Source organism: Pseudomonas syringae group sp. J309-1 (assembly GCF_032582135.1).
In the GTDB taxonomy this organism is placed as follows: Bacteria; Pseudomonadota; Gammaproteobacteria; order Pseudomonadales; family Pseudomonadaceae; genus Aquipseudomonas; species Aquipseudomonas quasicaspiana.
The window spans coordinates 1-22,360 of sequence record NZ_JAWHNU010000078.1 but is presented as its reverse complement, the minus strand read 5'-3'; the positions used below and the strand labels follow the sequence as shown (position 1 = coordinate 22,360).

At 58.3% G+C, this 22,360-nt stretch carries 19 protein-coding genes; 8 read left to right on the top strand and 11 right to left on the bottom strand.

Features of this window, described 5'->3' with window-relative positions:
• Positions 1-201: 201 nt before the first annotated feature.
• The 3 genes from RX972_RS26800 to RX972_RS26790 form a co-directional block, all read right to left on the bottom strand.
• Positions 202-3,228 carry a PAS domain-containing protein gene (locus RX972_RS26800; protein ID WP_316879987.1) on the bottom strand — a complete coding sequence of 1,009 codons (3,027 nt, stop codon included), beginning with the start codon at positions 3,226-3,228 and terminating at the stop codon, positions 202-204.
• 310 nt (positions 3,229-3,538) lie between these two features.
• Positions 3,539-3,874, bottom strand: coding sequence for a hypothetical protein (locus tag RX972_RS26795; RefSeq protein ID WP_316879985.1), 336 nt, complete (start codon positions 3,872-3,874; stop codon positions 3,539-3,541).
• Between the two features lie 163 nt (positions 3,875-4,037).
• Complete coding sequence (locus RX972_RS26790) at positions 4,038-5,207, bottom strand: GGDEF domain-containing protein (protein WP_122396531.1); 1,170 nt, start codon at positions 5,205-5,207, stop codon at positions 4,038-4,040.
• Between the two features lie 221 nt (positions 5,208-5,428).
• Here RX972_RS26790 and RX972_RS26785 point away from each other — a divergent pair, with 221 nt between their 5' ends.
• A complete protein-coding gene (locus RX972_RS26785) occupies positions 5,429-5,641 on the top strand; it encodes a DUF2945 domain-containing protein (protein WP_316879979.1) in 213 nt (70 codons plus the stop codon).
• Positions 5,642-5,683: 42 nt separating this feature from the next.
• Here the strand turns inward: RX972_RS26785 and RX972_RS26780 are convergent, their stop codons facing one another.
• Complete coding sequence (locus tag RX972_RS26780) at positions 5,684-6,901, bottom strand: MFS transporter (protein ID WP_316879977.1); 1,218 nt, start codon at positions 6,899-6,901, stop codon at positions 5,684-5,686.
• Positions 6,902-7,163: 262 nt separating this feature from the next.
• A complete protein-coding gene (locus tag RX972_RS26775; protein WP_316879975.1) occupies positions 7,164-8,072 on the bottom strand; it encodes a hypothetical protein in 909 nt (302 codons plus the stop codon).
• 159 nt (positions 8,073-8,231) lie between these two features.
• On the opposite strand from RX972_RS26775, the gene RX972_RS26770 reads away from it, so the two are divergent.
• Positions 8,232-8,765 (top strand): DinB family protein, encoded by a 534-nt coding sequence (locus RX972_RS26770; protein ID WP_122396529.1) that lies wholly within the window; start codon positions 8,232-8,234, stop codon positions 8,763-8,765.
• Between the two features lie 211 nt (positions 8,766-8,976).
• Positions 8,977-10,023 (top strand): GGDEF domain-containing protein, encoded by a 1,047-nt coding sequence (locus RX972_RS26765; RefSeq protein ID WP_316879972.1) that lies wholly within the window; start codon positions 8,977-8,979, stop codon positions 10,021-10,023.
• A 239-nt stretch (positions 10,024-10,262) separates the two neighbouring features.
• Here the strand turns inward: RX972_RS26765 and acpA are convergent, their stop codons facing one another.
• Both acpA and RX972_RS26755 read right to left on the bottom strand, forming a co-directional pair.
• Positions 10,263-11,945 carry an acid phosphatase gene (gene acpA, locus RX972_RS26760; protein WP_316879970.1) on the bottom strand — a complete coding sequence of 561 codons (1,683 nt, stop codon included), beginning with the start codon at positions 11,943-11,945 and terminating at the stop codon, positions 10,263-10,265.
• Between the two features lie 110 nt (positions 11,946-12,055).
• On the bottom strand, positions 12,056-12,769 hold the full coding sequence (locus tag RX972_RS26755) for a substrate-binding periplasmic protein (protein WP_231673646.1): 714 nt from the start codon (positions 12,767-12,769) through the stop codon (positions 12,056-12,058).
• Between the two features lie 213 nt (positions 12,770-12,982).
• Here RX972_RS26755 and dnaX point away from each other — a divergent pair, with 213 nt between their 5' ends.
• The 4 genes from dnaX to recR all read left to right on the top strand — a co-directional run bounded on the left by dnaX (position 12,983) and on the right by recR (position 17,862).
• Entirely contained in the window at positions 12,983-15,142 is a 2,160-nt protein-coding gene (dnaX, locus tag RX972_RS26750) for a DNA polymerase III subunit gamma/tau (protein ID WP_316879967.1), read from the top strand.
• A 64-nt stretch (positions 15,143-15,206) separates the two neighbouring features.
• Positions 15,207-15,533 carry a YbaB/EbfC family nucleoid-associated protein gene (locus RX972_RS26745; RefSeq protein WP_027900954.1) on the top strand — a complete coding sequence of 109 codons (327 nt, stop codon included), beginning with the start codon at positions 15,207-15,209 and terminating at the stop codon, positions 15,531-15,533.
• Between the two features lie 617 nt (positions 15,534-16,150).
• Positions 16,151-17,185, top strand: coding sequence for an NADP-dependent oxidoreductase (locus RX972_RS26740; protein ID WP_122705272.1), 1,035 nt, complete (start codon positions 16,151-16,153; stop codon positions 17,183-17,185).
• Positions 17,186-17,259: 74 nt separating this feature from the next.
• Positions 17,260-17,862 (top strand): recombination mediator RecR, encoded by a 603-nt coding sequence (gene recR / locus RX972_RS26735; protein WP_027900956.1) that lies wholly within the window; start codon positions 17,260-17,262, stop codon positions 17,860-17,862.
• Positions 17,863-18,042: 180 nt separating this feature from the next.
• Here recR and RX972_RS26730 read toward each other — a convergent pair whose 3' ends face one another.
• Positions 18,043-18,588: an adenine phosphoribosyltransferase gene (locus RX972_RS26730; protein ID WP_027900957.1), complete on the bottom strand. Its 546-nt coding sequence runs from the start codon at positions 18,586-18,588 to the stop codon at positions 18,043-18,045.
• A gap of 69 nt (positions 18,589-18,657) precedes the next feature.
• Entirely contained in the window at positions 18,658-19,392 is a 735-nt protein-coding gene (gene fnr / locus RX972_RS26725; protein WP_316879960.1) for a fumarate/nitrate reduction transcriptional regulator Fnr, read from the bottom strand.
• 152 nt (positions 19,393-19,544) lie between these two features.
• Here fnr and RX972_RS26720 point away from each other — a divergent pair, with 152 nt between their 5' ends.
• A complete protein-coding gene (locus RX972_RS26720) occupies positions 19,545-20,021 on the top strand; it encodes a chemotaxis protein (protein ID WP_316879959.1) in 477 nt (158 codons plus the stop codon).
• 100 nt (positions 20,022-20,121) lie between these two features.
• Here the strand turns inward: RX972_RS26720 and hemN are convergent, their stop codons facing one another.
• Both hemN and RX972_RS26710 read right to left on the bottom strand, forming a co-directional pair.
• A complete protein-coding gene (gene hemN / locus RX972_RS26715) occupies positions 20,122-21,504 on the bottom strand; it encodes an oxygen-independent coproporphyrinogen III oxidase (protein WP_316879958.1) in 1,383 nt (460 codons plus the stop codon).
• A 72-nt stretch (positions 21,505-21,576) separates the two neighbouring features.
• Positions 21,577-22,260 (bottom strand): sulfite exporter TauE/SafE family protein, encoded by a 684-nt coding sequence (locus RX972_RS26710; protein WP_316879956.1) that lies wholly within the window; start codon positions 22,258-22,260, stop codon positions 21,577-21,579.
• Between the last annotated feature and the right edge of the window lie 100 nt (positions 22,261-22,360).

The window sequence follows — 22,360 nt, the reverse complement described above, 5'->3', positions numbered from 1 at the left end:
ACAAGTTGGCTCCTACAGGGTCATCCGTTTGCTTAGCGACAGCGTGGTGTCAGGGACACCGGGGCATCTCCCACAGGATTGCGCAGATCTATGTGTGCGAGGCGTGCCTGCGATACAGGCGCCTCGGTCTGTCAGGCACACCGAGTTATCGTTCTTCGCGGGCAAGCCCGGCTCCCACATGGATCAGTGGGGTGCTTTTTGCTACGACCGGATCAGCTCCCGCACACGGGAGGTGAGGGTGTCGATGGCGAAGGGTTTTGTCAGTACTTGCATCCCCGGGCCGAGTTGTTCGTCGCCGATGGCAGCATTTTCGGCGTAGCCGGTGATGAACAGGGTTTTCAGCGTGGGCCTGACTTCCCGGCCCGCGTCAGCCATCTGCCGACCGTTCATGCCGCCCGGTAGCCCTACGTCGGTGATCAGCAGGTCGATGTGTACGTCGGAACGCAGCACTTTGAGCCCGGCGACGCTGTCACCGGCCTCGATCACGCGGTAGTTGAGATCGCTGAGGACGTCCATCAACAGCATGCGCACCGTCGGCTCGTCATCCACGATCAGAATGGTTTCGCCAGAGTCCGCTGGCGCAACCGATGTCTTGTCCGACTCGCGTGGATCTTCAGTGGCTTCACCGTCGTAACGGGGTAGGTAAATGCTGATTTTTGTACCCACACCGACCTGCGAATGGATGCGCACCTGTCCGCCCGATTGCTTGGCGAACCCATAAATCATGGACAGGCCAAGACCCGTGCCCTGGCCAATCGGCTTGGTGGTAAAGAACGGGTCGAAGGCTTTTGCGATGACTTCAGGCGTCATGCCAGTGCCGGTGTCCGTGACACTCAGCGCTAGGTACTCGCCTTCGCGCATTTCGTGAGTGCTGGCCGCGTTACGACCCATGCACAGGTTCTCGGTCTCAATCGTGATGCGTCCGCCCTCCGGCATGGCATCACGGGCATTGATACACAGATTCAGCAGGGCATTTTCCAGTTGGCTGCTGTCAACCAGCGTTGGCCAGACATCCTCTTTGCCTGCAAATTGCACGGCGATGCTCGGGCCCACTGTGCGCTGGATGAGTTCACCCATGCCCACCGTCAAGGCATTCACGTTGGTTGGCCGCGGATCGAGGGTTTGCCGACGGGAGAAGGCCAGAAGGCGATGAGTCAACGCAGCGGCGCGTTTTGCAGCTCCCTGTGCCGTGCTGATGTATTTCTCGGTTTCGGTCCAGCGGCCCTGAGCGATTCTCGAGCTCATCAGCTCAAGGGCACCGGAGATACCGGCCAGCAGGTTATTGAAATCATGCGCCAGCCCGCCAGTCAGTTGGCCGACTGCTTCCATTTTCTGCGACTGACGCAGTTTCTCTTCCGCCTGCATCAGCTCGACGGTTCGCTCAGCGACACGTAGCTCCAGTGTTTCGTTGAGTGCACGCAACGCGGCAGTCGCCCGGTCACGTTCGGCTTCGATGGAGCGCCGGCTTTCTACGTCGATGACCACGCCCGGCAAGCTTGCCGGGCTGCCGTCCGCTGCCAGATCGACCCGTCCGTTGGCTTCGATCCAATAGTATTTGCCATCGGCGCGCCGCACGCGGCACTGATGAACGTAGGCACCACCCTTGGCCAACGCCGTGCTGATTGCTTCCTCATGACTGCGCAAGTCTTCCGGATGAACAGAGTCAGTCACTTGCGCGATGCTCAGCCCTTCAAGCCCCAGCGCCGGGTCAAGTCCAAAGGCATGTGAGAAGCCTTCGTCGATGGTGATGCGGTCGTTGGGTACGTCCCAGTGCCATGTGCCGATAATAGCGCCGGCTGCCAGTGCCAGTTGCACACGCTCCACGTTTTGCCGGGCAATCGCTTCGCTGACCCGCAAGCGTTCCTGAGCGTTGCGCCGCTCCGTGACGTCACTGAAGATAATCGCGATCTGTCTGTCGGCAAGGTCCCCCACGCTGACGGCCCGCACGTCAAACCAGCGTTTGAAAGCTTCGGCATAGTTTTCGAACGTGGCTGGTTCCCCGGTCTTGGCAACATGCCCGTAGGTCTCGAACCAGAAGCGCTCCAGATCCGGAGCGAACTCAGTCACCCATTTGCCGCGCAGGTTGACCCCGGCCTGACGTTCGAAAGCGGGGTTGGCCTCGACGAAGCGGTAGTCGATCGGCTGGTCGTCGGCATCAAACTTGACCTGGACAATCGCGAACGCTGACTCAATCGTTTCCAGAATGGTTCTGAATCGGTCTTCACTTCGACGCAAGGCGTTTTCTGCAGTGCGCATCAGGGACAGGTCGAGCATTGCGCCGATCATCCGTACGGCCTGGCCTTCGGCGTTGCGTATCACATGCCCGCGATCCAGGACATCGGCGTAGGAGCCATCCTGACGACGGAAGCGGTAACTCTCAGTCCAGGCACAGTCGGTGCCATCGATCAGAGCATGGATAGAGTCGTGGATACGTACCCTGTCATCCTGATGAATCTGGGCGATCCACCACTCACCGGTGGTCTCGATAGTGGCCAGGGGGTGACCATAAGCTTCTTCCAGTGCTTCGTTCCACAGCACCTCGTTGGCGAATAGATCCCAGTCCCAGATGGCATCGTTGGTTGCTTTGGCCGCCAGTCGATACCGCTCCTGGGTTTCTTCTATCGCCAGGCCTGCCAGATGCTCATTGGTGCGGTCGCGCAAAATCTTGACGAAGCCAAGGTGGGCGTTGTCATCGTCATACAGCGGCATCATCTCGCCGGATGCCCAGAACTTTTTATGACCCTTGCGCAGATGCCACCGCTCATCCAGGGCCCGCCCGTCCTTTAGGGCGTAGCGCATTTCGCGCTCTATCTGGCCGCTGGCGCGGTCTGCCGGGGTGAAGAAACGTTCAGCTGTCTGGCCCAGCATTTCGTCGCTGGTCCAGCCCAATACCAATTCGGCACCAGGGTTCCAGTCGGTGATGATCCCGTCCGGACTGGTTACGATCATCGCGATGTCGATGGCGCTTTCGAAGATCGCCTGCTGGCGCGTTTCGCTGCTGGCGAGCGCGGTGGGGCTGTCCTGCACTGAGGATGCTGCACTCGCTGCTGTGTCGCTGGCAGGTTCGGCGGGGCTGCAATTAATCGGCATTTCAACGGGATGCTGTGGATTGACTCCAGCGTCCTCAAGGGCTTTGCGCAGGCGCACGACTTCAGCCTCAAGCTCTTCGCGAGTCAGATCTTTCAAAGCATTTCCCACGTTGGCATTGTTGCTCCTTGATGACCGCATCAGGTCAGAAATACCGGGTTCGCGCACGCACGAATCCTCGGTAGCGCAGCTGGCTATCCCGCTTTTCTCTAATAAACAAGGGCGTTGATCAGGTCGTTAACGCGTTTATGACTTGTCCACATCGAAGTCGGTTCCAACGGTGCGTTGAATCTCGGGCTAAAACGGGCCGTCGGGTGCGGGTGTATCGGACTGAATCAAGGTCACAGAAACAACAACGCCGCTTTCTCTTTATCGAGACAAGCGGCGTTTTCTTTAGACGAGCAGTCTTGTGACATCGCTCGTTTATTCAACTGAAGATCACAGCGCGCTGTTACTGCGCGTTTTTCAGCTTGATGACATCACCGGAGATAGTGGTGGTGTAACCACTCAGAACCCAGGCCCAGAACCAGTTTTCCTGAACTTGAGTGTTGATCATCGCGTCACCGCCTTTAGCGTCGATGGCGGATTTCTGAGCACGGACGAAGCGGCTGTTCTGACGGATCGGGATGATACCGAACAACATCAGGCCAGTGGCGCTAGCCTCACTGTGGCCCAGTACGGTGTATTGGTTGCTGTCGTAGTGCGGGGATTTGATCGCGGTGCCGGTGCAGCCTGCCAGAGCAAGACCAAGAACTGCGGACGCGGCAACTTTGCTGATGTACTTCACTGGGGAAAACTCCATAGCGGAAAACCCGGGATCCAATTTCTCGGGGGCGACACTTTAACCGTACTTCCTACAGATTGAAACGATGCTTCCTACAAGGTTTAGCGCTATGTCATGCATCGCTGCGTGGGGATAGAGCGTAATGCAAAGTTGCGGATCCGGATGGTTAATGCGCCTGGGCTGAATCGTTACGCGTGTCGACCACGCGAATGCTGTCGCGCCCCTCACGTTTGGAGGTGTAAAGCGCCGCATCACCCTGTTCGATCAATGCCGCCAGGCTGGCAGGAGGGTGCTCGAAGAGGTTGGCACCGATACTCAGGGTAACCGCCTGAGGCGTGATGAAAGTTTGTGAGGTGGTTGTGTGAAACTGGCTGCGCAGCTCATTGCCGAGCGCCAGCACCGTCTCGCGAGAGGCGTTACTCAACAAAATGACGAACTCATCACCGCCCAGTCGTGCCGCCAGCGCGCCTTCGGGCAGAACTGAGCGGACCATCTCGCTCAGGGTGACCAGCAATCGGTCGCCTGCATTGTGCCCGAACAGGTCGTTGACCAGTTTGAAGTTGTCGATATCAATCAGCAGCAGAGCGCCGGGTCGAGCGCTTGTTACCTGATCGAGCAGGCGCGGAGCCCGGACTTCAAGTGCCCGGCGGTTATACAGCGCCGTCAATGGATCTCGGGCGGCCAGCCGGGCGATACGCTTTTCTCGCCGGTAGCGTTCGGTTCCGGTCATGGAAAGTGCAATCAGCATGATTGCCATGGCGCCTTCAACGAGTGAAATCTGAATGATCTCGCCACGAAACGCGGCGAGGTCGATCAATGTGCCCGGCAATACTGCCGGTATCGCCTTGGCAATATAGAAAAGGCCATGAACCATTAGCACGTAACGTAGCTGAACGGCTCCGATACTCAGCGAGCTGCCATGGGGACGCAGGAGGGCGCTGGCTCTCAACGTCAACAGGGCGACCAGCAGAGAGTTGACCACCAGCATGACTTTCGACCACGACGGATCGGCTGGCAGTAGAAGCAGTACAAGCCAGGCCACGGGAATCAGGTACCAGGTCCGTGATAGACGCGTTTCCGTAAAACGTGCCACACCTAATAAAAACAGGGCGTGGGCCGCCACCAAGAGGCCGTTTGCCACCCATATGCCGATCAGCAAAAAACCGCTCGCGCGCAATAAGGCGAGGGTTGATCCTAAGCTGATCGTTGCGAAACCGGCACTCCAGAACAGGAGTGAAGACTCACGCACAGTGCGCCACTCGACTGCCAGATAGAGTGAGGCCGCTGCGGCGAGTGCGATGGTGAGGACCAGCAGCGTGGGTGGATCGAGCGACATGAATCGGTGGGCCTTTCTGATGTTGGATAAGGGCAGGATTGTATGCGTTTGCGCAGATATTTCAGAGCGCCGGATACAACATTTCTGCGAGGCAATAACCATCGGTGCGATAAAAGTGAATTTCTCTGTCGGCGCTGGCTCGATAAGTAACGGCACTGCCTGAGTAATCCGATAACCCCTATCTTTTTTATGGCGAGAGCTTTTATTGCCAGGAGTATTCGATGACTACATCATTCAAGAAAGGCGACGCCGTGCGCTGGAACTCCGAAGCAGGTGAGATCCATGGCAAAGTGACCAAAGTCCACACAAAAGACGTGGAGTTCATGGGCAAACACCGACCGGCCTCGAAAGATGATCCTCAATATGAGGTCAAGAGTGACAAGACCGGGCATCTGGCGATGCATCACGGCGGGGCATTGCATCGAGCTCGATGAATCAGCCGTCGCGCATTGCGACGACTTGCACACCAAGGGGTGTTACGCGCAAGACCTGGCAGCACTGCGTGCCGCCAGTGGCCGCGCCAGGCTGAGCAGCCCCAGCAACGCGAGTGCTGCGCCGACCCACAGCGGAGCACGCAGGCCATAGCCTGCATCAATGGCCGTGCCTCCAGCCCAACTGCCGAATGCAAGCCCGGCGGTTATCACCGAGGTGTGCAGTGTGTTGACCAGCGCGCCGGGCTCAGCGGCCTTCATCACACGTGCGACCATTGCCGGGTTGAGCGCCACGCCTGTCAGGCCCAGCAGGATGAAGCAGGTCAGGTTCAGCCAGAGGTGATCGCCCGCCAGCGCGAAGCCCGTCAACGCGAGCACCAGCAAAAGCAGACCCCAGCCGAGGGCCTGGAAGGTGTATCGGTCCGCGATGCGCCCGACGATCATGTTGCCCAGCAGATTAGCCAAGCCATACAAGGCCAGCATCGGGGCGACATGGCCCGGCTCCAGACCCACTTCCTGAATCAGGATCGGAGTGCAATAACTGAAGGCTGCAAAAGTGGCACCGATAATCAGGCCGCTGGTGACGTAAGCGCCCCATAGGCTCGGGTTTTTCAGTGTGGCCCACTGTCGGCTTAGCGCCGGTTCGCTGCCTGCTTCACTGGTCGGCAGGCGCGCCGCCGCAAGGGCACTACAGATCAGCGCCAGGCCTACGACCAGCCAGGAGCTGGCACGCCAGCCATAATGGTGCTCGACCCAGGCAGTCATCGGAACCCCTGCGACCGGGGACAGCATCAGGCCCGCGAGCACCACCGACACGGCGCGACCTCGAACTTCGCGCGCGACCATTCCTGCACACACCGTGAGGCATAGCCCGATGCACGCGGCGCTTGCCACGCCCATCAGGATTCGCGCAAAGGCCAGTACGGGGTAGCTTGTCGCTATTGCGGCCAGAATCCCGGCGGCTACATAGACCGCCAGCAGTCCAACCAGCGCACGCTTGTTGCTGATGCCCCGGCTGAGCAGTAATACCGTGACAGGAGGCCCGCCCAATGCCATGCCCAGGGCATAGAAGGCGATGAGGTTGCCTACTTGCGCCAGGCTGACCGAAAAGGCATCGGCCAGCGCAGGCATCATCCCGGCAACCATGAATTCTGCGGTCACCAGGGAGAAGATCGTCAACGCAAGCAGGTAGACGTCAGGCGGTAGTTTGGAGCGGTGGGTCATGCTGGTCATATCGGTTGCAGGTGTCTCGGTCTTGAACAAGGCCCGCTACCCTAGGCAGAGTTGATCAAATGGTCAAATAACTGTTGGGTATAGGGCCTGCCTTGCAGACGGCCAGAAGCGGCCCATGAAGCCGCGCGTTGGCTCATCAAAAAACATGCAAGCCATTGGACTGAAATGCATTTTCTGTAGGAGCTGCCGAAGGCTGCGATGCGTTTCTCCTGATACACCGCGATCGCAGCCTTCGGCAGCTCCTACAGATCCTGTGTTTAAAGTGCAACAGCCAAATCAGGTGTTCAGGTTCTTACTTGAGTTGATCTGCAAGCGTCTTGCTTTCAGTAGCGCTCAACACGCCTTTCAGCAGCAGATGCTCAACTTCCGGCGTTCGCTGATTCACTGCCCCCAGATACTCGATCAGTTCAGCTGCACGGCTGCCACGCAGGCCAGCCGTGGTGATCTCACCGTCGCGCACGTAGGTGTAGAGTCCGGAGACCGCAAAGGCTTTGAGCTGGGCGATGTGTTCAGATTGTCCTGCCAGGGTGGCCTGAAACACCGGGCTTTCGAAGAAACGACGCCGGGCCAGTGGGCTCTCGAAGGCTATTTCCATCACCACTAGTTCTGCGCGCGCGGTGTCGGCGTGATGCGCAACGTTGGGGGCCGGGGGATGCATGCCATCGTTGTTGAACGGGTGATTCAGGTGCAGGCGTAACTTCAAGACTTCTTCTGCACCGGCCAGCACCTTGGCCAGATCATTGGCAATGTATTCATGCAACGTGGCAAGGCTGGTGCGCGGGCTGAAATGCACGTGAATCCGGTCGAATCTGTCAGTGCCGTTAAATTTTTCGTCGTTCAGGCGATTGACCACGGTTGCCGAACCGTCTGGCAGGTCGTAGGCCAGGGTTTCCTCGAACATGTTCTGTTCGTCCGAGAACAGTATTGGGCAGACGGCCTGGAACTGTTTTTGATCCTGGGCGGAGGCGAATCCGATTTCGACGCCGCCATCCAGCTCGTAGTCGCCTATCTCTTTAATGCCATCGGCCAACGGCCACAGATGGGCGTCCTGATTGCGGGAAAAGTGGTGTTGAATATACAAGCCAAGTCCCGGTAGCCGTGAGCAGAGCGGGCCATGCACGTCACGCCAATAGGTGGCGAAAATGTCGTGGGGAACGCGCTCGCGTCGTTTCACGGTGGTGTAGCTGTTGATCTCAATCATGACCTGACCTTTTAAGTGGGGAAGTTATCGGCATGAAGTTGAGAGTGGGAGGGTGTCGAGTCGTTCGGTTTTTCTGACGGTGGATCCAGCAAGTTGGCGCGCACATCCTTCAGAACTGGCAAACTTGGAGGCATCACCCGATTGCCCGGAGCTTTTGCCTTGACCCGCCTTGATCATCTCCAGTTGATGGCCAGATACAATCTCTGGATGAACGACAAGCTGTATTTCGCTGCTGCAAGCTTGCCGGCGGAAGCGTTGAACGCAAACCGCAATGCATTCTTCGGTTCAATTCTGGGAACGCTGAACCATCTGCTGGTGGCAGACACCATCTGGCTCAAGCGCTTCGCACGGCACCCGGCAGGGTTTCCAGCGCTGGATAGAGTGTGTGGTTTACGTAATCCTCAGGCCCTGAACGAGCAGGTTTTCAACAACCTGGCGGAACTGACCTTGCAGCGCAGATGGATTGATCAGGCCATCATCGAGTGGGCCACAGAGCTGCAAGAGGATGATCTGGACGTTGTGCTGCACTACACCAATACCGCCGGGATTGCGGCAGCGCGAGATTTCTATGGCTTACTGATCCACTTCTTCAATCATCAGACCCATCATCGCGGGCAGGCGACAACGTTGCTGACGCAGGCCGGAGTCGATGTCGGCTCAACGGATCTGCTGTCGTTGATTGTGGATAGCTAGGTTGTTCATCTGCACGAAAACGGCATGAGGCGCCAGGCTTGGGGAACTCAATGTGCCATCATGTGCTCGTAGTACCCGAACCAACAGACCCTCTCTGTGACCGACATCAAGCCCACTTGATGTCCGCCGATAACCTGACATAAATACAATGCTGATTCGCTCCTCGCCTGACTGCTGCGGCTGCGATGCATCACCCCACTGAGGCTGCTTCATGAACACCCTATCGGCGAGTGACCGTGCGCAACTGTTGCGTGAAACCACCGCACAGTTCTGGCAGCACATCGTGCCCATCGTGCAGATTGCTTTTTGTATTCATCTCGTCCTGTTTGTCTTGTTCAGTGCGCTGAAAGTCCCTTTGCTGGCGGTGGGCAACGGCTTCAGCATTCTGGCGTATGTGGCGTGCCTCAGAGCCATCCGCGCCGGGCATTACAGCCTGGCTGGCATGCTGATGAGTGGAGAAATCATCCTTCACGCGTTGCTGGCGACCTGGGTGCTGGGCTGGAACAGTAATTTCTACTTCTACCTTTATTGCGTGATTCCGATCATCGCATTCAGTTTCCAGAGTGCGCGCCGGGTACGGCTGTTGCTTAACCTGGCAATTCTTGTGATATCGGTGGGCGGCTTCGCTCTACGTGGATACATGGGGATAAATTCTGGCGTGTCCCCGCAGCTACTGGATGTACTCGGCATCATCAATGTGTTGACTGCGGTCGGTGTTTTATTACATGGCACCGCTCTGTCGGTACGCTTCACGCGGTCCATGCAACTGAGCCTGTTTCAGACCGCCAACCGCGACAGTCTGACCAACCTTTACACCCGACGCAGGGTAATGCTCGGTGTACGGCAGTTGGCCGATTCGGTGCCCTCAGCGATTATTCTGCTGGACGTCGACCACTTCAAACAGATCAACGACCGCCTGGGCCACGAGCAGGGTGACCTGATCCTTCAGCGGGTGGCTGACGCCATCAGCAGCAATGTGCGTGCGACAGATGTGGCGTCTCGCTGGGGCGGCGAGGAATTTCTGGTGTTGATGCCCGATGCCTCTGAAGAAGCGGCGCAGGCCGTGGCTGATCGAATCCTGTTGCGCATCCGCGAATGGGTCGGGCAAGTGGATCAGGGGCCGCTGACCGTTACGGCAACCCTGGCTGTGAGCCAAATCCGTTCGGGAGAAAGCTTTGAAAGCGCCCTCAAGCGAGCGGATCAGGCGTTATATCAGGGCAAGCAGCAGGGGCGTAATCAGGTGGTCCTGGCCGGGTGAGCGGTGCATCGCCAAAGAAAATTTAGCGAATATTCAGACTTCCTCCCGGCTAAAGCTGGTCCTATGGGGCTGCGCCGGTTCTGCGGGAGATTCTATGTTGGCCTGCAAACACAAATCCGTGGGAGCGAATTCATTCGCGAAGGGGCCGGTACATCCGCAACTGATGTATCGCTTGAAATGCCGCCTTCCCGAATGAATTCGGTCCTACGGGTCAACGTACGTCGCCATGAATCAGCTCATCACGCGGGAAAGTGCAGCGCGTTGGTCAGATCGCCCATGGGCGTCTGCCCGCGAGCGGTCATCGCTTGATCGCGCTCCTTGAGACCATCAAGCTTTTCCAGGCCGTGGACCCGGGTGATCAGGCGCAAGATCGAGGCAGTATCGTAAACAGTGTGATCCACCGTGCCTTTACGGGCGAAAGGCGAGACTACCAATGCCGGAATGCGCGTGCCCGGCCCCCAGCGATCGCCTTGCGGTGGCGCTACGTGGTCCCACCAGCCGCCGTTTTCGTCCACCGTGATGACGATGACCATGTTTTCCCACTGCGGGCTGTTACGCAGCACCTTGATCACCCGGTCAATATGTCGATCACCAGCCGCGACGTCAGCGTATCCGGCGTGCATGTTCAGATTGCCCTGAGGCTTGTAGAACGTCACGGCAGGCAACTTGCCTGCTTCGGCATCGGCAAGGAATTTATTGCTGCTGACTTCATCGCCCAACCCGCCATCGCGCAGGCGTTTTTTGCGCTCGGCCGGGTTTTGCGGGCCTTGCTGTACAAAGTAATTGAACGGTTGGTGGTGGTACTGGAAGTTAGGGATCTTCGGAATGCCGGTAGAGTCCTTGAATTCATCCAGCGTGACCTGCCAGGCGCCCGCGTACCACGCCCAGTCGATGTCCTTTTTCGAAAGCTTGTCGCCAATGTGCTCGTGAGTCTGCGGCACCAGCACGTTAGGCAGGTCAGGCTTGGAATAGTCCGGTTTTGCCGGATCACGCAGCCAGGTTGGCCAGAACGGCGGTGCCAGAGTGTTAACCGCAAAGCCATCAGGCGTCAGTGCGCTGGGGCCGAATTGCGGTGCGCCGGTCATGGCGCTGGCCGGGGACTGCTCCAGTGGCTTGAGGCGCGGATCTTTCGGGTTATCGCTCTGCAATCGGGCAATCTGTGATTTAGCCGCCGAATTGGCAGCATCCGGGTAAATCGGCGCGGTGGCGGCAATCAGGTATTGGTGGTTGAGGAATGAGCCGCCAAAGGCACCCTGGAAGAAGTTGTCACAGAGCACAAATTCCCTGGCGACGTCCCACAGGCGCAACGAATACTGGCTTTGTGCGTAGTAGCCCATGGGCAGACCACCCGAATCGGCCCAAGCGACGAAGCGGTCATTCTTGCCGCCGTTGATCTGCATCTGGTTCTGATAGAACACATGCCACAGGTCCCGGGTCACGAGGCTCAGAGGCAAGTCTTCGCCGTTCATGCCTTTGAGCGGGAAGGGCGCATTCGGCAGGTTTTCCTGAAACTGCCCGCCAGCGGGATAACTCACTCCGTCAACCGTTTGTGGCCCCATTTGCAGAACGCCGCCCCAGGCCGGTGGCAGGGTCTTCAGCAATGAGCCATCCCGATCGCGCTGCTCATAGTCGGCGGGTTTCAGCGATGACAGCGGCTTTTCCACACCGGGAAAATTACCGAACAGATTATTGAAGCTGCGGTTTTCGGCGTAGATCACCACGATGGTTTTGACGTTGTCGCGCAGCGCCTTATCAAGCGCCATACCGGTCAGAGGTGCGACGGCAGGCGTTGATGCAGGTGGTTTTTCCTGAGCCGTTGCATAGCCGCTCAGTGTCATGCCGGCCCCTAATGCAGCCATGCCGCCCAGAAAGCGGCGGCGGCCAGGGTCGGTCTGCGAGTTATCGTCCGGTTTGTCGCTCATCGTGGATTACCTGCCCAGGATAAATGTTGCCAAATATTTCAGGCGAGCGTATCCACGCTATATGACGGTATTGCGACAGCGCCTTCTATACGCTGTGTCCGGGGTTGTTTTCACGTGCGTGGCGCCGTGTAACGATCAACGATTTGCTGGATTTCACCCGAAACCCTCATGCGTACCAGCGTGCGCAGAATTTTCTGCGTTGGCAGGCCCGGATCGTTACGGATAATGCAGCCAGCCGGCTGATCAGCGATAAGGGCAACGGATTTCAGTTGTTCATCGGCGGGTAAGTCACGGTTGAGCCAGTCCAGCACCAGTTGGCTGGCTACTGCGTAGTGGTAGCGTCCCGCAACAAGTTTTCGCAGTGTCTGCTCCTGACTGCGGGCGTCCTCGCGAACCAGTTGGTGGTTATCGAACAGGTATTGCAGGTCGGGGTAGTTGTAGCCCAGCACGGTGCCAATGGTTTCGTTATCGAACTGTTCGGGGTAGGGCCCTGCGGCGGTTGCGGCGGAGGCGATCAGCAAGTCGCGCTGATAGAGGATCGGTAGACTCCAGAAGTAATCCCCCGAGAGATTCGGCACCCAGGCTTGTGCTGCATAGCAACGAATGTCGATTTCGCCACGCTCCAGCGCCCCCTGAACCCGCGGGCGCGGCATTACGCGGTATTCAGCTTCACGGCCTACCTGACGCGCGAGGCTTTGCATGATGTCGTACAGAATTCCGGATGTCGGTTGATGATTGTCCAGCTGGACCAGTGGCATCGACCAGCTGTCCGCTACCGAAAACCGCAGGGGCGGTTCTGTCGCCTCCACAGGCAAGGCAATCATCAGCAATAGCGTTACGAGACTGACGCGGATTCGTCGCATAGTAGGTCCCTCAACTACGAGCCATGTATAAAACGCTCTCTAAAGACCCGATTACGGCGTGTCTTCACATCCATTTGCACAGCTTAGTCAGAATAGAGGAGGACACCAGATGCAATTTTGCCCCTGCTCCGCTAGCATTAGCGGTCTTCCGCTTCCCAGTTGCGACGGTTTTCCATGAGTTATCAGGTTCTTGCACGTAAATGGCGTCCGCGCTCGTTCCGCGAAATGGTCGGCCAGACCCATGTGCTGAAGGCCCTGATCAATGCCCTGGACAGTCAGCGCCTGCACCATGCCTATCTATTCACCGGCACCCGGGGGGTGGGCAAGACTACTATCGCGCGGATTATCGCGAAGTGTCTGAACTGCGAAACAGGCATTACTTCGACGCCCTGTGGTACCTGTTCGGTGTGTCGCGAGATTGACGAAGGGCGCTTTGTCGACCTGATCGAGATCGACGCCGCAAGCCGCACCAAGGTCGAGGACACCCGCGAACTGCTGGATAACGTGCAATACGCTCCGAGCCGCGGGCGCTTCAAGGTCTACCTGATCGACGAAGTGCATATGCTTTCCAGCCACTCGTTCAACGCCCTGCTAAAGACGCTTGAAGAGCCGCCCCCGTACGTCAAATTCATCCTGGCGACCACTGATCCGCAAAAACTGCCCGCGACGATTTTGTCCCGATGCCTGCAGTTTTCCCTGAAAAACATGACGCCGGAGCGCGTGGTCGAGCATTTGACCCATGTGCTGGGCGTCGAAAATGTGCCTTTTGAAGACGACGCGCTGTGGTTGTTGGGGCGTGCCGCCGACGGCTCAATGCGCGATGCCATGAGCCTCACCGATCAGGCGATTGCCTTTGGCGAAGGCAAGGTCATGGCTACCGATGTACGTGCGATGCTCGGTACGCTGGATCACGGGCAGGTGTTCGATGTGCTGACTGCCTTGATCGACGGCGATGCCCGCAGTTTGCTCGAAGCCGTCCGACATTTGGCCGAACAGGGCCCTGACTGGAATGGCGTGTTGTCGGAAATCCTCAACGTGCTGCACCGCGTGGCGATTGCCCAGGCGCTGCCCGAAGGTGTCGATAACGGCCACGGCGACCGCGACCGGGTGCTTGCGCTGGCCCAGGCATTGCCTGCCGAAGACGTACAGTTTTACTACCAGATGGGTTTGATCGGCCGACGCGATCTGCCATTGGCACCGGATCCGCGCGGCGGCTTCGAAATGGTCCTGCTGCGGATGTTGGCGTTCCGTCCCGCAGACAGCAGTGATGCCCCGAGGCAGCCGCTAAAGACAGTGGGAATCAACCCGGCCACAGTTGATTCCCCACAACAAGTGGCCGGTGCGACAGCTGTCGCGCCGGTAGCCGTTGCTCCCGTCCAGGCCGCCGCTCCTGTTGTTGCAGCGCCGGTCGCCGAGCCGATTGTCGAGGCTGAGTCGCAGGCAGTTGCGCCGACTCCTGTGCCTGCCGCTCGTGAGCCTGAGCCGGTCGAAGAGGTTGACCTGCCTTGGAACGAGCCGCAAGCGTTGCCGCCAGCAGCCGAGGAAAAATCCGAACCTGAGCCGGTTGCTACGCCTGCCCAGGAACTGTTCGCCGAGCCAGTGCTGGATACCGTCGCTGAACAGCCGGAACTCACTCCGATGCCAGGTCCCGCGCCAGCCAGTCCGGTGCCGGATGCGCCGGAGGTGGAAGCGCCACAGCCTGAGGCCTTTGCCGAGCAGGCCGTGACGCCCGCAATGCTTGAAGCCATCCCCGATGCTTACGTGCCCGCGCCGATGGATCGCGATGACGAGCCGCCACCGGATGATGATTATGTTGAGCCGGATGTGGACATCGATCCCGCGTCCTATAGTTTCCTCGATGAACTGGCGCACGAAACCGTCACTGAAGAGGTCGAACCTGAACCGGCTCCGGCGGCCAAACCAGCGACGGGTCTGGCTGCTGAATGGCTGGACATGTTTAACAAGTTGCCGATTTCCGGGATGACCAGCAGCATTGCCTCCAACTGCACGCTGGTCGCGATGGACGGTGATGACTGGTTGCTGCACCTGGATCCGGGGCACAGTGCCTTGTTCAACGCAACCCAGTTGCGCCGTATCAACGATGGCCTGAATCAATTTACCGGGCGCACGATCAACCTCAAGATCGAGTTGATCAAGCCCGAGCAGGAAACCCCTGCGCAGGCGGCTTCGCGGTTGCGCGTGGAGCGTCAGCGGCAGGCAGAGGCGTCGATTCATGCTGATCCGTTCATCCAGCAGATGCTTGAACAGTTTGGCGCAGTGATCCGGGAGGATACGATTAAGCCCGTGGATGCCCCGGTGGCTCAGACTCATTAACTGACGGTGGGAGGCCGAATGGTTTCCTACCCGCTAACACAATCAACTTTCGAGGAGATATCCCATGATGAAAGGTGGCATGGCTGGCCTGATGAAGCAGGCGCAGCAAATGCAGGAAAAAATGGCCAAGATGCAGGAAGAACTGGCCAATGCCGAAGTCACCGGCCAATCGGGCGCAGGCCTGGTCAGCGTCGTGATGACCGGTCGCCATGACGTCAAGCGCATCAATCTGGATGACAGCCTGATGCAGGAAGACAAAGAAGTTCTGGAAGACCTGATCGCTGCCGCTGTCAACGACGCGGTACGCAAAATCGAACAGGCCAGCCAGGAAAAGACTTCCAGCATGACCGCTGGCATGCAATTGCCGCCGGGCATGAAGCTGCCGTTCTGATTGCAGGTTGTTCCCCAAAAATGCCAGGCCAAGTGCCTGGCATTTTTGTTTTCAAGGGTGGAACAGATGAACCCGGTTGACTTCTTCGCGGGCAAGCCTCGCTCCCACAAGAGGTGGCGGTGATCCGTTGGAGCCGGGCTTGCCCGCGATACAGGCGCTGCGGTGGGGCAGATAAATCCGGTTGATTTCTTCGCGGGCAAGCCTCGCTCCAACTGGAGGCGATGCTCATCTTTGGGAGCCGGGCTTGTCCGCGATACAGGCGCTGCGGTGGGGCAGATGAATCCGGTTGATTTCTTCGCGGGCAAGCTTCGCTCCAACAGGAGACGGTGTTCATCTGTGGGAGCCGGGCTTGCCCGCGATGCAGGCGCTGCGGGGGGGCAGATGAATCCGGTTGATGTCTTCGCGAGCAAGCTCAGCTCCCACAGAGATTTCGCGCTGATCCGTTGGAGCCGGGCTTGCCCGCGATACAGGCGCTGCGGTGGGGCAGATGAACCCGGTTGATTTCTTCGCGGGCAAGCCTCGCTCCAACAGGGCCATGGTATCCAATCGAACGCCCCCGCCTCACGATGGTCTGCTTCTGCATACCCCATAGAATTCATTTCCAAGGAGCCGCTTTGATGACCCAAGAATTGATTCTTAACCAGCGAATTGTCCTGGCCTCGCGTCCGACCGGTGCACCGACCCCGGAGAACTTCCGATTGGAGCGTGAAGCGCTGCCCGATCTGCAGGAAGGGCAGGTGCAGTTGCGCACCCTTTATCTTTCACTGGACCCCTACATGCGCGGACGCATGAGCGATGCACCGTCTTATGCCGATCCGGTGGAAATCGACGCGGTAATGGAAGGCGGTGCGGTCAGCATCGTCGAGCAGTCGCGTAATCCTGCATTTAAGGTCGGCGACCGCGTAGTTGGCCAGACCGGCTGGCAGACTCACAGCATCAATGATGGTGCTGCATTGAAAGTCATTCCGAAAGACCTGCCTAGCGATTCCATGGCTGTAGGCGTATTGGGCATGCCTGGCATGACCGCTTACATGGGATTGATGGACATCGGCAAGCCACAGGCAGGCGAAACACTCGTCGTTGCCGCGGCGTCAGGCGCTGTAGGCTCTGTGGTGGGTCAGGTGGCCAAGTTGCAGGGCCTGCGAGTGGTGGGCGTTGCTGGTGGCGCAGAAAAGTGCCGTTATGTTGTTGACGAGCTGGGCTTCGACGCCTGTATCGACCACAAGAGCGACAACTTTGCAGAAGAGTTGAAGCAGGCCTGCGGTAAAGGTATCGACATCTATTTCGAGTTGGTGGGCGGTAAGGTCTTCGATGCAGTATTGCCGCTGCTCAACCCCCGGGCACGGATTCCCGTGTGTGGCGTGATTGCGCAGTACAACGCCCAGGGCGTACCGGAAGGGCCAAACGATCTGCCGCTGCTGTTGCGTACGATGCTGACCAAGCGTGCCCGCATGCAGGGGTTTATCGTGTTTGAAGAATACGGTGATCGCCACGAAGAGTTCTTCCGGGAAATGACGCCACTGGTCACACAGGGCAAGATCAAATTCCGTGAAGACGTAGTGCAGGGCCTTGAGCAGGCGCCAGAAGCCTTTATTGGTCTGCTGGAAGGACGCAACTTTGGCAAGTTGGTGGTTCACGTCTCAGACGCATGACGTAACCCTTGATTGACGCTACAGGCAGGGCGCGGGTATAAACCGCGTCTTGTGTTTTTGTCGGACCTTTCTCCATGAGCTTCAGCCCACTGATTCGCCAACTGATCGATGCCCTGCGTACACTGCCGGGTGTCGGTCAAAAAACTGCGCAACGCATGGCGCTGCAATTGCTTGAGCGTGATCGCAGTGGCGGTTCACGGCTGGCGCTGGCGTTGAGCCAGGCGATGGAAGGTGTTGGGCACTGTCGGCAGTGCCGCACCCTGACCGAAGACGATTTGTGCCCGCAATGTTCGGACAATCGCCGCGACGACACACTGCTGTGCGTGGTGGAAGGGCCGATGGATGTTTACGCCGTGGAGCAGACCGGTTATCGCGGGCGCTACTTCGTGCTCAAAGGCCACTTGTCACCACTGGACGGGCTGGGCCCGGAAGCCATTGGTATTCCTCAACTGCTGGCACGCATCAACGAGCAGGGGACCTTCAGTGAAGTCATCCTGGCGACCAATCCTACGGTCGAGGGCGAAGCCACCGCACACTACATCGCGCAGTTGCTGACCAACAAAGGTCTGATCACCTCACGCATCGCTCATGGCGTGCCACTGGGTGGCGAGCTGGAACTGGTGGACGGCGGGACGCTGGCGCACTCGTTTGCAGGGCGTAAGCCGATTGCGTTGTAAGCACTGATACTTAATCAGGCCGCGCATTCATCTCTGGATTGAAATGCGATTTACTGTGGGAGCGAATTCATTCGCGAATGGGTCGTACTCAATAATTTTTTGTAGATGACCCTCCGCCTTCGCGAATGAATTCGCTCCCACAGGAATCCTGCATCACCCTGCATTAGGTCGAGCAGCGAATTACTCCGTCAGCCCAAAGCTGGTCAGGCAGAATGTTGGAATCTGCAGGTCTTGCAGACGTTTCGAACCGCCTAATTCCGGCAGATCTATGATCGCAGCGGCTTCGTGGATCTTCGCGCCCATGCGGCGGATCAAGTTGGCAGCAGCGATAAGCGTTCCGCCAGTGGCGATCAGGTCGTCGAACATCACCACGGAGTCGCCATCGCACAGGCTGTCGGCATGCACTTCTAGAAATGCCTCACCGTATTCAGTCTGATAACCCTCTGACAGTACGTCAGCAGGCAATTTGCCTTGCTTGCGAAACAGGATCAGCGGCTTGTTCAGTTCATAAGCCACAATTGAACCGATCAGAAAACCCCGTGCGTCCATCACGCCGATATGGCTGAAGTCAGCCTCTATGTAGCGCTGCACGAAGCTGTCCATCACAAGGCGCGTAGCCTTGGGAGACTGGAACAGCGGGGTGATATCGCGAAAGATGACGCCCGGCTTGGGAAAGTCCACTACCGGGCGAATCAAGGATTTAAAGCTGGCTTCGTCGAAAATCATCAAATGGGTCCAGAGCTGGAGGTTTGTATCGATGGCCTAGTCTAAAGGCGCCAGCCCTGAATCGCACCCTCAGCTTTCGATAGCCCCGCCTGCCAGTGCGCAGAGCTGGATCGGATCAAGGATTGTGATCTCTTTGCCCTCAGCTGCAATCAATTCGTTTTGCTGAAAACGGGTGAACACACGGGAAACGGTTTCCACCGCCAGCCCCAGATGATTACCGATTTCGTTGCGCGACATGCTCAGGCGGAACTGGTTGGCCGAGAAGCCCCGGGCACGGAAGCGTGCGGACAGGTTGACCAGAAATGTCGCGATGCGCTCGTCCGCGTTCTTTTTCGACAACAGCAACATCATTTGCTGATCGTCACGGATTTCCCGGCTCATGACCCGCATCAACTGACGACGCAGTTGTGGCAATTGCACGGACAACTCGTCCAGACGCTCGAAGGGAATTTCGCAGACCGAGGTGGTTTCCAGCGCCTGGGCCGAAACCGGATAGGCTTCGGCGTCCATACCCGACATGCCCACCAGTTCGCTGGGCAAATGGAAGCCGGTCAGTTGTTCTTCGCCACCGTCGCTGATGTTGAAGGTTTTCAGTGCGCCGGAGCGTACCGCGTAAACCGAACCGAACGTGTCACCCTGACGGAACAGGAACTCGCCTTTTTTCAGCGGTCGGCCGCGTTTGACGATCTGGTCCAGGGCATCCATGTCGTCGAGATTCAAGGAAAGTGGCAAGCACAGCGGAGCCAGACTGCAATCCTTGCAATGGGCCTGGGTATGAGCGCGTACTTTGACTGGCTCGGGCATCACTTTATTCCTTGTGGTTAATCACACATAAGTCATAAGGGTAACTCACCCGGGACTGTTCAGACCAGTGACGAGCCGCCGGATGGCTATCAAGCTTTGCGTGCATTGGTCGATAGTTCTGGTTAATCCGCATCTTGAACAGGTCGCCGCTCATGTGGTCATCCGCGCTTACCGCCATCAGTCGGGCTTTTCTGGCATCCAATGCCGCCGCGCAGAAAACCGGTGCCGAAAAGGCCGCTCCACAGAGCACGCCGACTGCGCCAGCCTCGCAGAGCGTAGAAGTCAATCTTTCGCCGGCCGGCCTGGCGCGTGCGGCGTTAACGGGTTCGGCCAATGCTGATATCAAGCAAAGTGGTTTGCCTGACCCGGTGCAGAAGGCCCTCATCTCGTTGCGTGATACCCAGAAAAGGCTGGCGCAATCGAATACCGAGTTGCAAAAGACCCTGAACGACAAGTCCTTAAGCCCCGATATGCGCCAGGCCAAAGCGGCTGCACTGCAAACCGTTTCGGCGGTTTATCAGCGTCAGATCAGTACCTCCGCTGGTGATTTGTCCAACGTCATGAACGCGCTACAGCTGAAGTCGGACGATAAAGCCAAGGCCAGCATGCTGATGCTGGCCAAGATGTAAGCGAGCGGCCCGTCCTGTAGGAGCTGCCGAAGGCTGCGAAAGCGATCCTTCTGACACACCGACATCGCAGCCTTCGGCAGCTCCTACAGGTCAGCGCCGTTCATATCACCCGTGAAAAACGCTGGCGATTCTGCTGGGTCAGGTAGGCATCGAACACCATGCATACCGAGCGCACCAGCAATCGGCCCGCGGGCAGCACCTGAACGCCTGTGGATTCCAGGCTGATCAGCCCGTCGCTGGCCATGCTGCTGAGCTGCGGCCACAAATCGTTGAAAGAAGCCCGAAAGTCGATATCGAACCGGGTTTCGATATCGGCGAAATCCAGACTGAAATGGCAGATCAATTGCTGAATCACCGCTCTGCGCAGGCGATCGTCCTGATTGCAGATCAGGCCACGCTTGGTTGCCAACTGGTCACTGGCCAACTGGCTTTGATAGTCAGCCAGGTCGTTGCTGTTCTGGCTGTAAAGATCACCAACCTGGCTGATCGCCGAGACCCCTAATCCAATCAGGTCGCAGTGGCCATGTGTGGTGTAGCCCTGGAAGTTGCGTTGCAGGGTCGATTCTTCCTGCGCAATGGCCAGTTCATCGTCGGGCAGGGCGAAGTGATCCATGCCGATGTAGCGGTATCCGGCTTTGGTCAATTGTTCAATGGTATTTTCAAGCATCTGTAGCTTGGCTCCCGGCGCAGGCAGATCGTTGCTGTCGATGCGCCGTTGCGGCATGAAGCGCTCGGGCAGGTGCGCGTAATTGAACACTGACAACCGGTCGGGTTGCAGGGCAATGATTTCGTCCACTGTGCGGGCAAAGCCCTGCGGCGTCTGTTTAGGCAGGCCGTAGATCAGGTCGATGTTGACCGAGCGAAACTGTAAGGTCCGTGCGGCTTCGATAATTGCCCGGGTTTCTTCCAGACTCTGCAAGCGGTTCACCGCACGCTGAACCTGCGGATCCAGATCCTGCACCCCAAGGCTGACCCGGTTGAAACCCAGCTCCCTCAGCAGGCCCATGGTTGACCAGTCAGCTTCGCGCGGGTCGATTTCGATGCCGTAGTCGCCGGAGTCATCGTCCGGCAGGTTGAAGTGCTGGCGCAGATGGCTCATCAACTGACGCAGTTCGTCGTGGCTGAGAAAGGTCGGCGTGCCCCCGCCAAAGTGCAGTTGTTCGACGACCTGACCAGGATCAAGGTGGCTGGCGATCATCTGGATTTCATGCTCTAGCCTTTGCAGATAAACCTGGGCGCGACCACGATCCTTGGTGATGACTTTGTTGCATGCGCAGTAGTAGCAAATGTTGGCGCAGAACGGGATATGCACGTAGAGCGACAGGGGACGAATGGCCTTGCGGCTGTCGCGAAGCGCATGCAAGAAGTCGAAAGCGCCGACCTGAGTGTGAAATTGCACCGCTGTGGGGTAGGAGGTGTAACGGGGGCCCGCCAGATCGTAGCGGCGAATCAGATCAGAATCCCAACGGATGGCGTCGAGCATGTTGGCGTTCCCTGGGTAGGCTGGCAGTGTCGGTCAGTCTAGGGAAGTGCGCGCTCGATCCTTTGATATGGATCAATGGCCCATCAACCAGTGCTGATGCGGGCCGGGCAGGGTCCAGAGTCCGAAGGCAATCACCAGCAGGCCACCCGCCATGCGTACGCCACGCTGACGCAACAACGCGGTCGTGCGCTCTGCCGCAAGGCCGGTAGCCAGCAGCACCGGGCAGGTGCCGACACCGAAAGCCAGCATCAGCAGGGCGCTGTCGATGGCGTTACCCTGACTCGCTGACCAGAGCAGCGTGCTGTAAACCAGACCGCACGGCAGCCATCCCCACAGTGCGCCGAGCAACAGAGCCCGAGGCAGGCTCGACACTGGCAGCAAGCGACTTGCCAGTGGCTGGATATAGCGCCACAGCCCGCGGCCCAGGCGTTCGATACGGGTCAGGCCGCTCCACCATCCGGCCAGATACAGGCCCATGGTGATCAACAGCAGTGCGGCGATGACTCGCAAGGTCGTTGCGCCAGGGCTGTTGGTCACGGCCCAGCCTGCCAGGCCGGTCAGCAGACCTGCGCAGGTGTAGCTCAAAATCCTTCCAAGGTTGTAGGCCAGCAGCAGTCGGAAACGTCGGCTGCGTTGCTCCTTCGGAATCGCCAGCGTCAGTGCACCCATCAACCCGCCGCACATGCCCAGGCAGTGACCGCCACCAAGCAGACCGAGGATCAGGGCTGAGATTAATAACGGTACAAGGTCAGCCATGAGTGTTGGCCTGTCGCAAATCCCTGTGGGAGTCGCCCCGGTGTCCCTGACACCACGCTGTCGCGCAGCAAACACGGACCCTGTAGGAGCGCGCTTGCCC

Bases quoted from the DNA above. Each gene is read 5' to 3' on its own strand.
- RX972_RS26800 (WP_316879987.1), bottom strand. From the start codon at position 3,228: ATGCGGTCATCAAGGAGCAACAATGCCAACGTGGGAAATGCTTTGAAA.
- RX972_RS26790 (WP_122396531.1), bottom strand. From the start codon at position 5,207: ATGTCGCTCGATCCACCCACGCTGCTGGTCCTCACCATCGCACTCGCC.
- RX972_RS26785 (WP_316879979.1), top strand. From the start codon at position 5,429: ATGACTACATCATTCAAGAAAGGCGACGCCGTGCGCTGGAACTCCGAA.
- RX972_RS26775 (WP_316879975.1), bottom strand. From the start codon at position 8,072: ATGATTGAGATCAACAGCTACACCACCGTGAAACGACGCGAGCGCGTT.
- RX972_RS26765 (WP_316879972.1), top strand. From the start codon at position 8,977: ATGAACACCCTATCGGCGAGTGACCGTGCGCAACTGTTGCGTGAAACC.
- acpA (WP_316879970.1), bottom strand. From the start codon at position 11,945: ATGAGCGACAAACCGGACGATAACTCGCAGACCGACCCTGGCCGCCGC.
- RX972_RS26755 (WP_231673646.1), bottom strand. From the start codon at position 12,769: ATGATTGCCTTGCCTGTGGAGGCGACAGAACCGCCCCTGCGGTTTTCG.
- dnaX (WP_316879967.1), top strand. From the start codon at position 12,983: ATGAGTTATCAGGTTCTTGCACGTAAATGGCGTCCGCGCTCGTTCCGC.
- RX972_RS26745 (WP_027900954.1), top strand. From the start codon at position 15,207: ATGATGAAAGGTGGCATGGCTGGCCTGATGAAGCAGGCGCAGCAAATG.
- RX972_RS26740 (WP_122705272.1), top strand. From the start codon at position 16,151: ATGACCCAAGAATTGATTCTTAACCAGCGAATTGTCCTGGCCTCGCGT.
- recR (WP_027900956.1), top strand. From the start codon at position 17,260: ATGAGCTTCAGCCCACTGATTCGCCAACTGATCGATGCCCTGCGTACA.
- RX972_RS26730 (WP_027900957.1), bottom strand. From the start codon at position 18,588: ATGATTTTCGACGAAGCCAGCTTTAAATCCTTGATTCGCCCGGTAGTG.
- fnr (WP_316879960.1), bottom strand. From the start codon at position 19,392: ATGCCCGAGCCAGTCAAAGTACGCGCTCATACCCAGGCCCATTGCAAG.
- RX972_RS26720 (WP_316879959.1), top strand. From the start codon at position 19,545: ATGTGGTCATCCGCGCTTACCGCCATCAGTCGGGCTTTTCTGGCATCC.
- hemN (WP_316879958.1), bottom strand. From the start codon at position 21,504: ATGCTCGACGCCATCCGTTGGGATTCTGATCTGATTCGCCGCTACGAT.
- RX972_RS26710 (WP_316879956.1), bottom strand. From the start codon at position 22,260: ATGGCTGACCTTGTACCGTTATTAATCTCAGCCCTGATCCTCGGTCTG.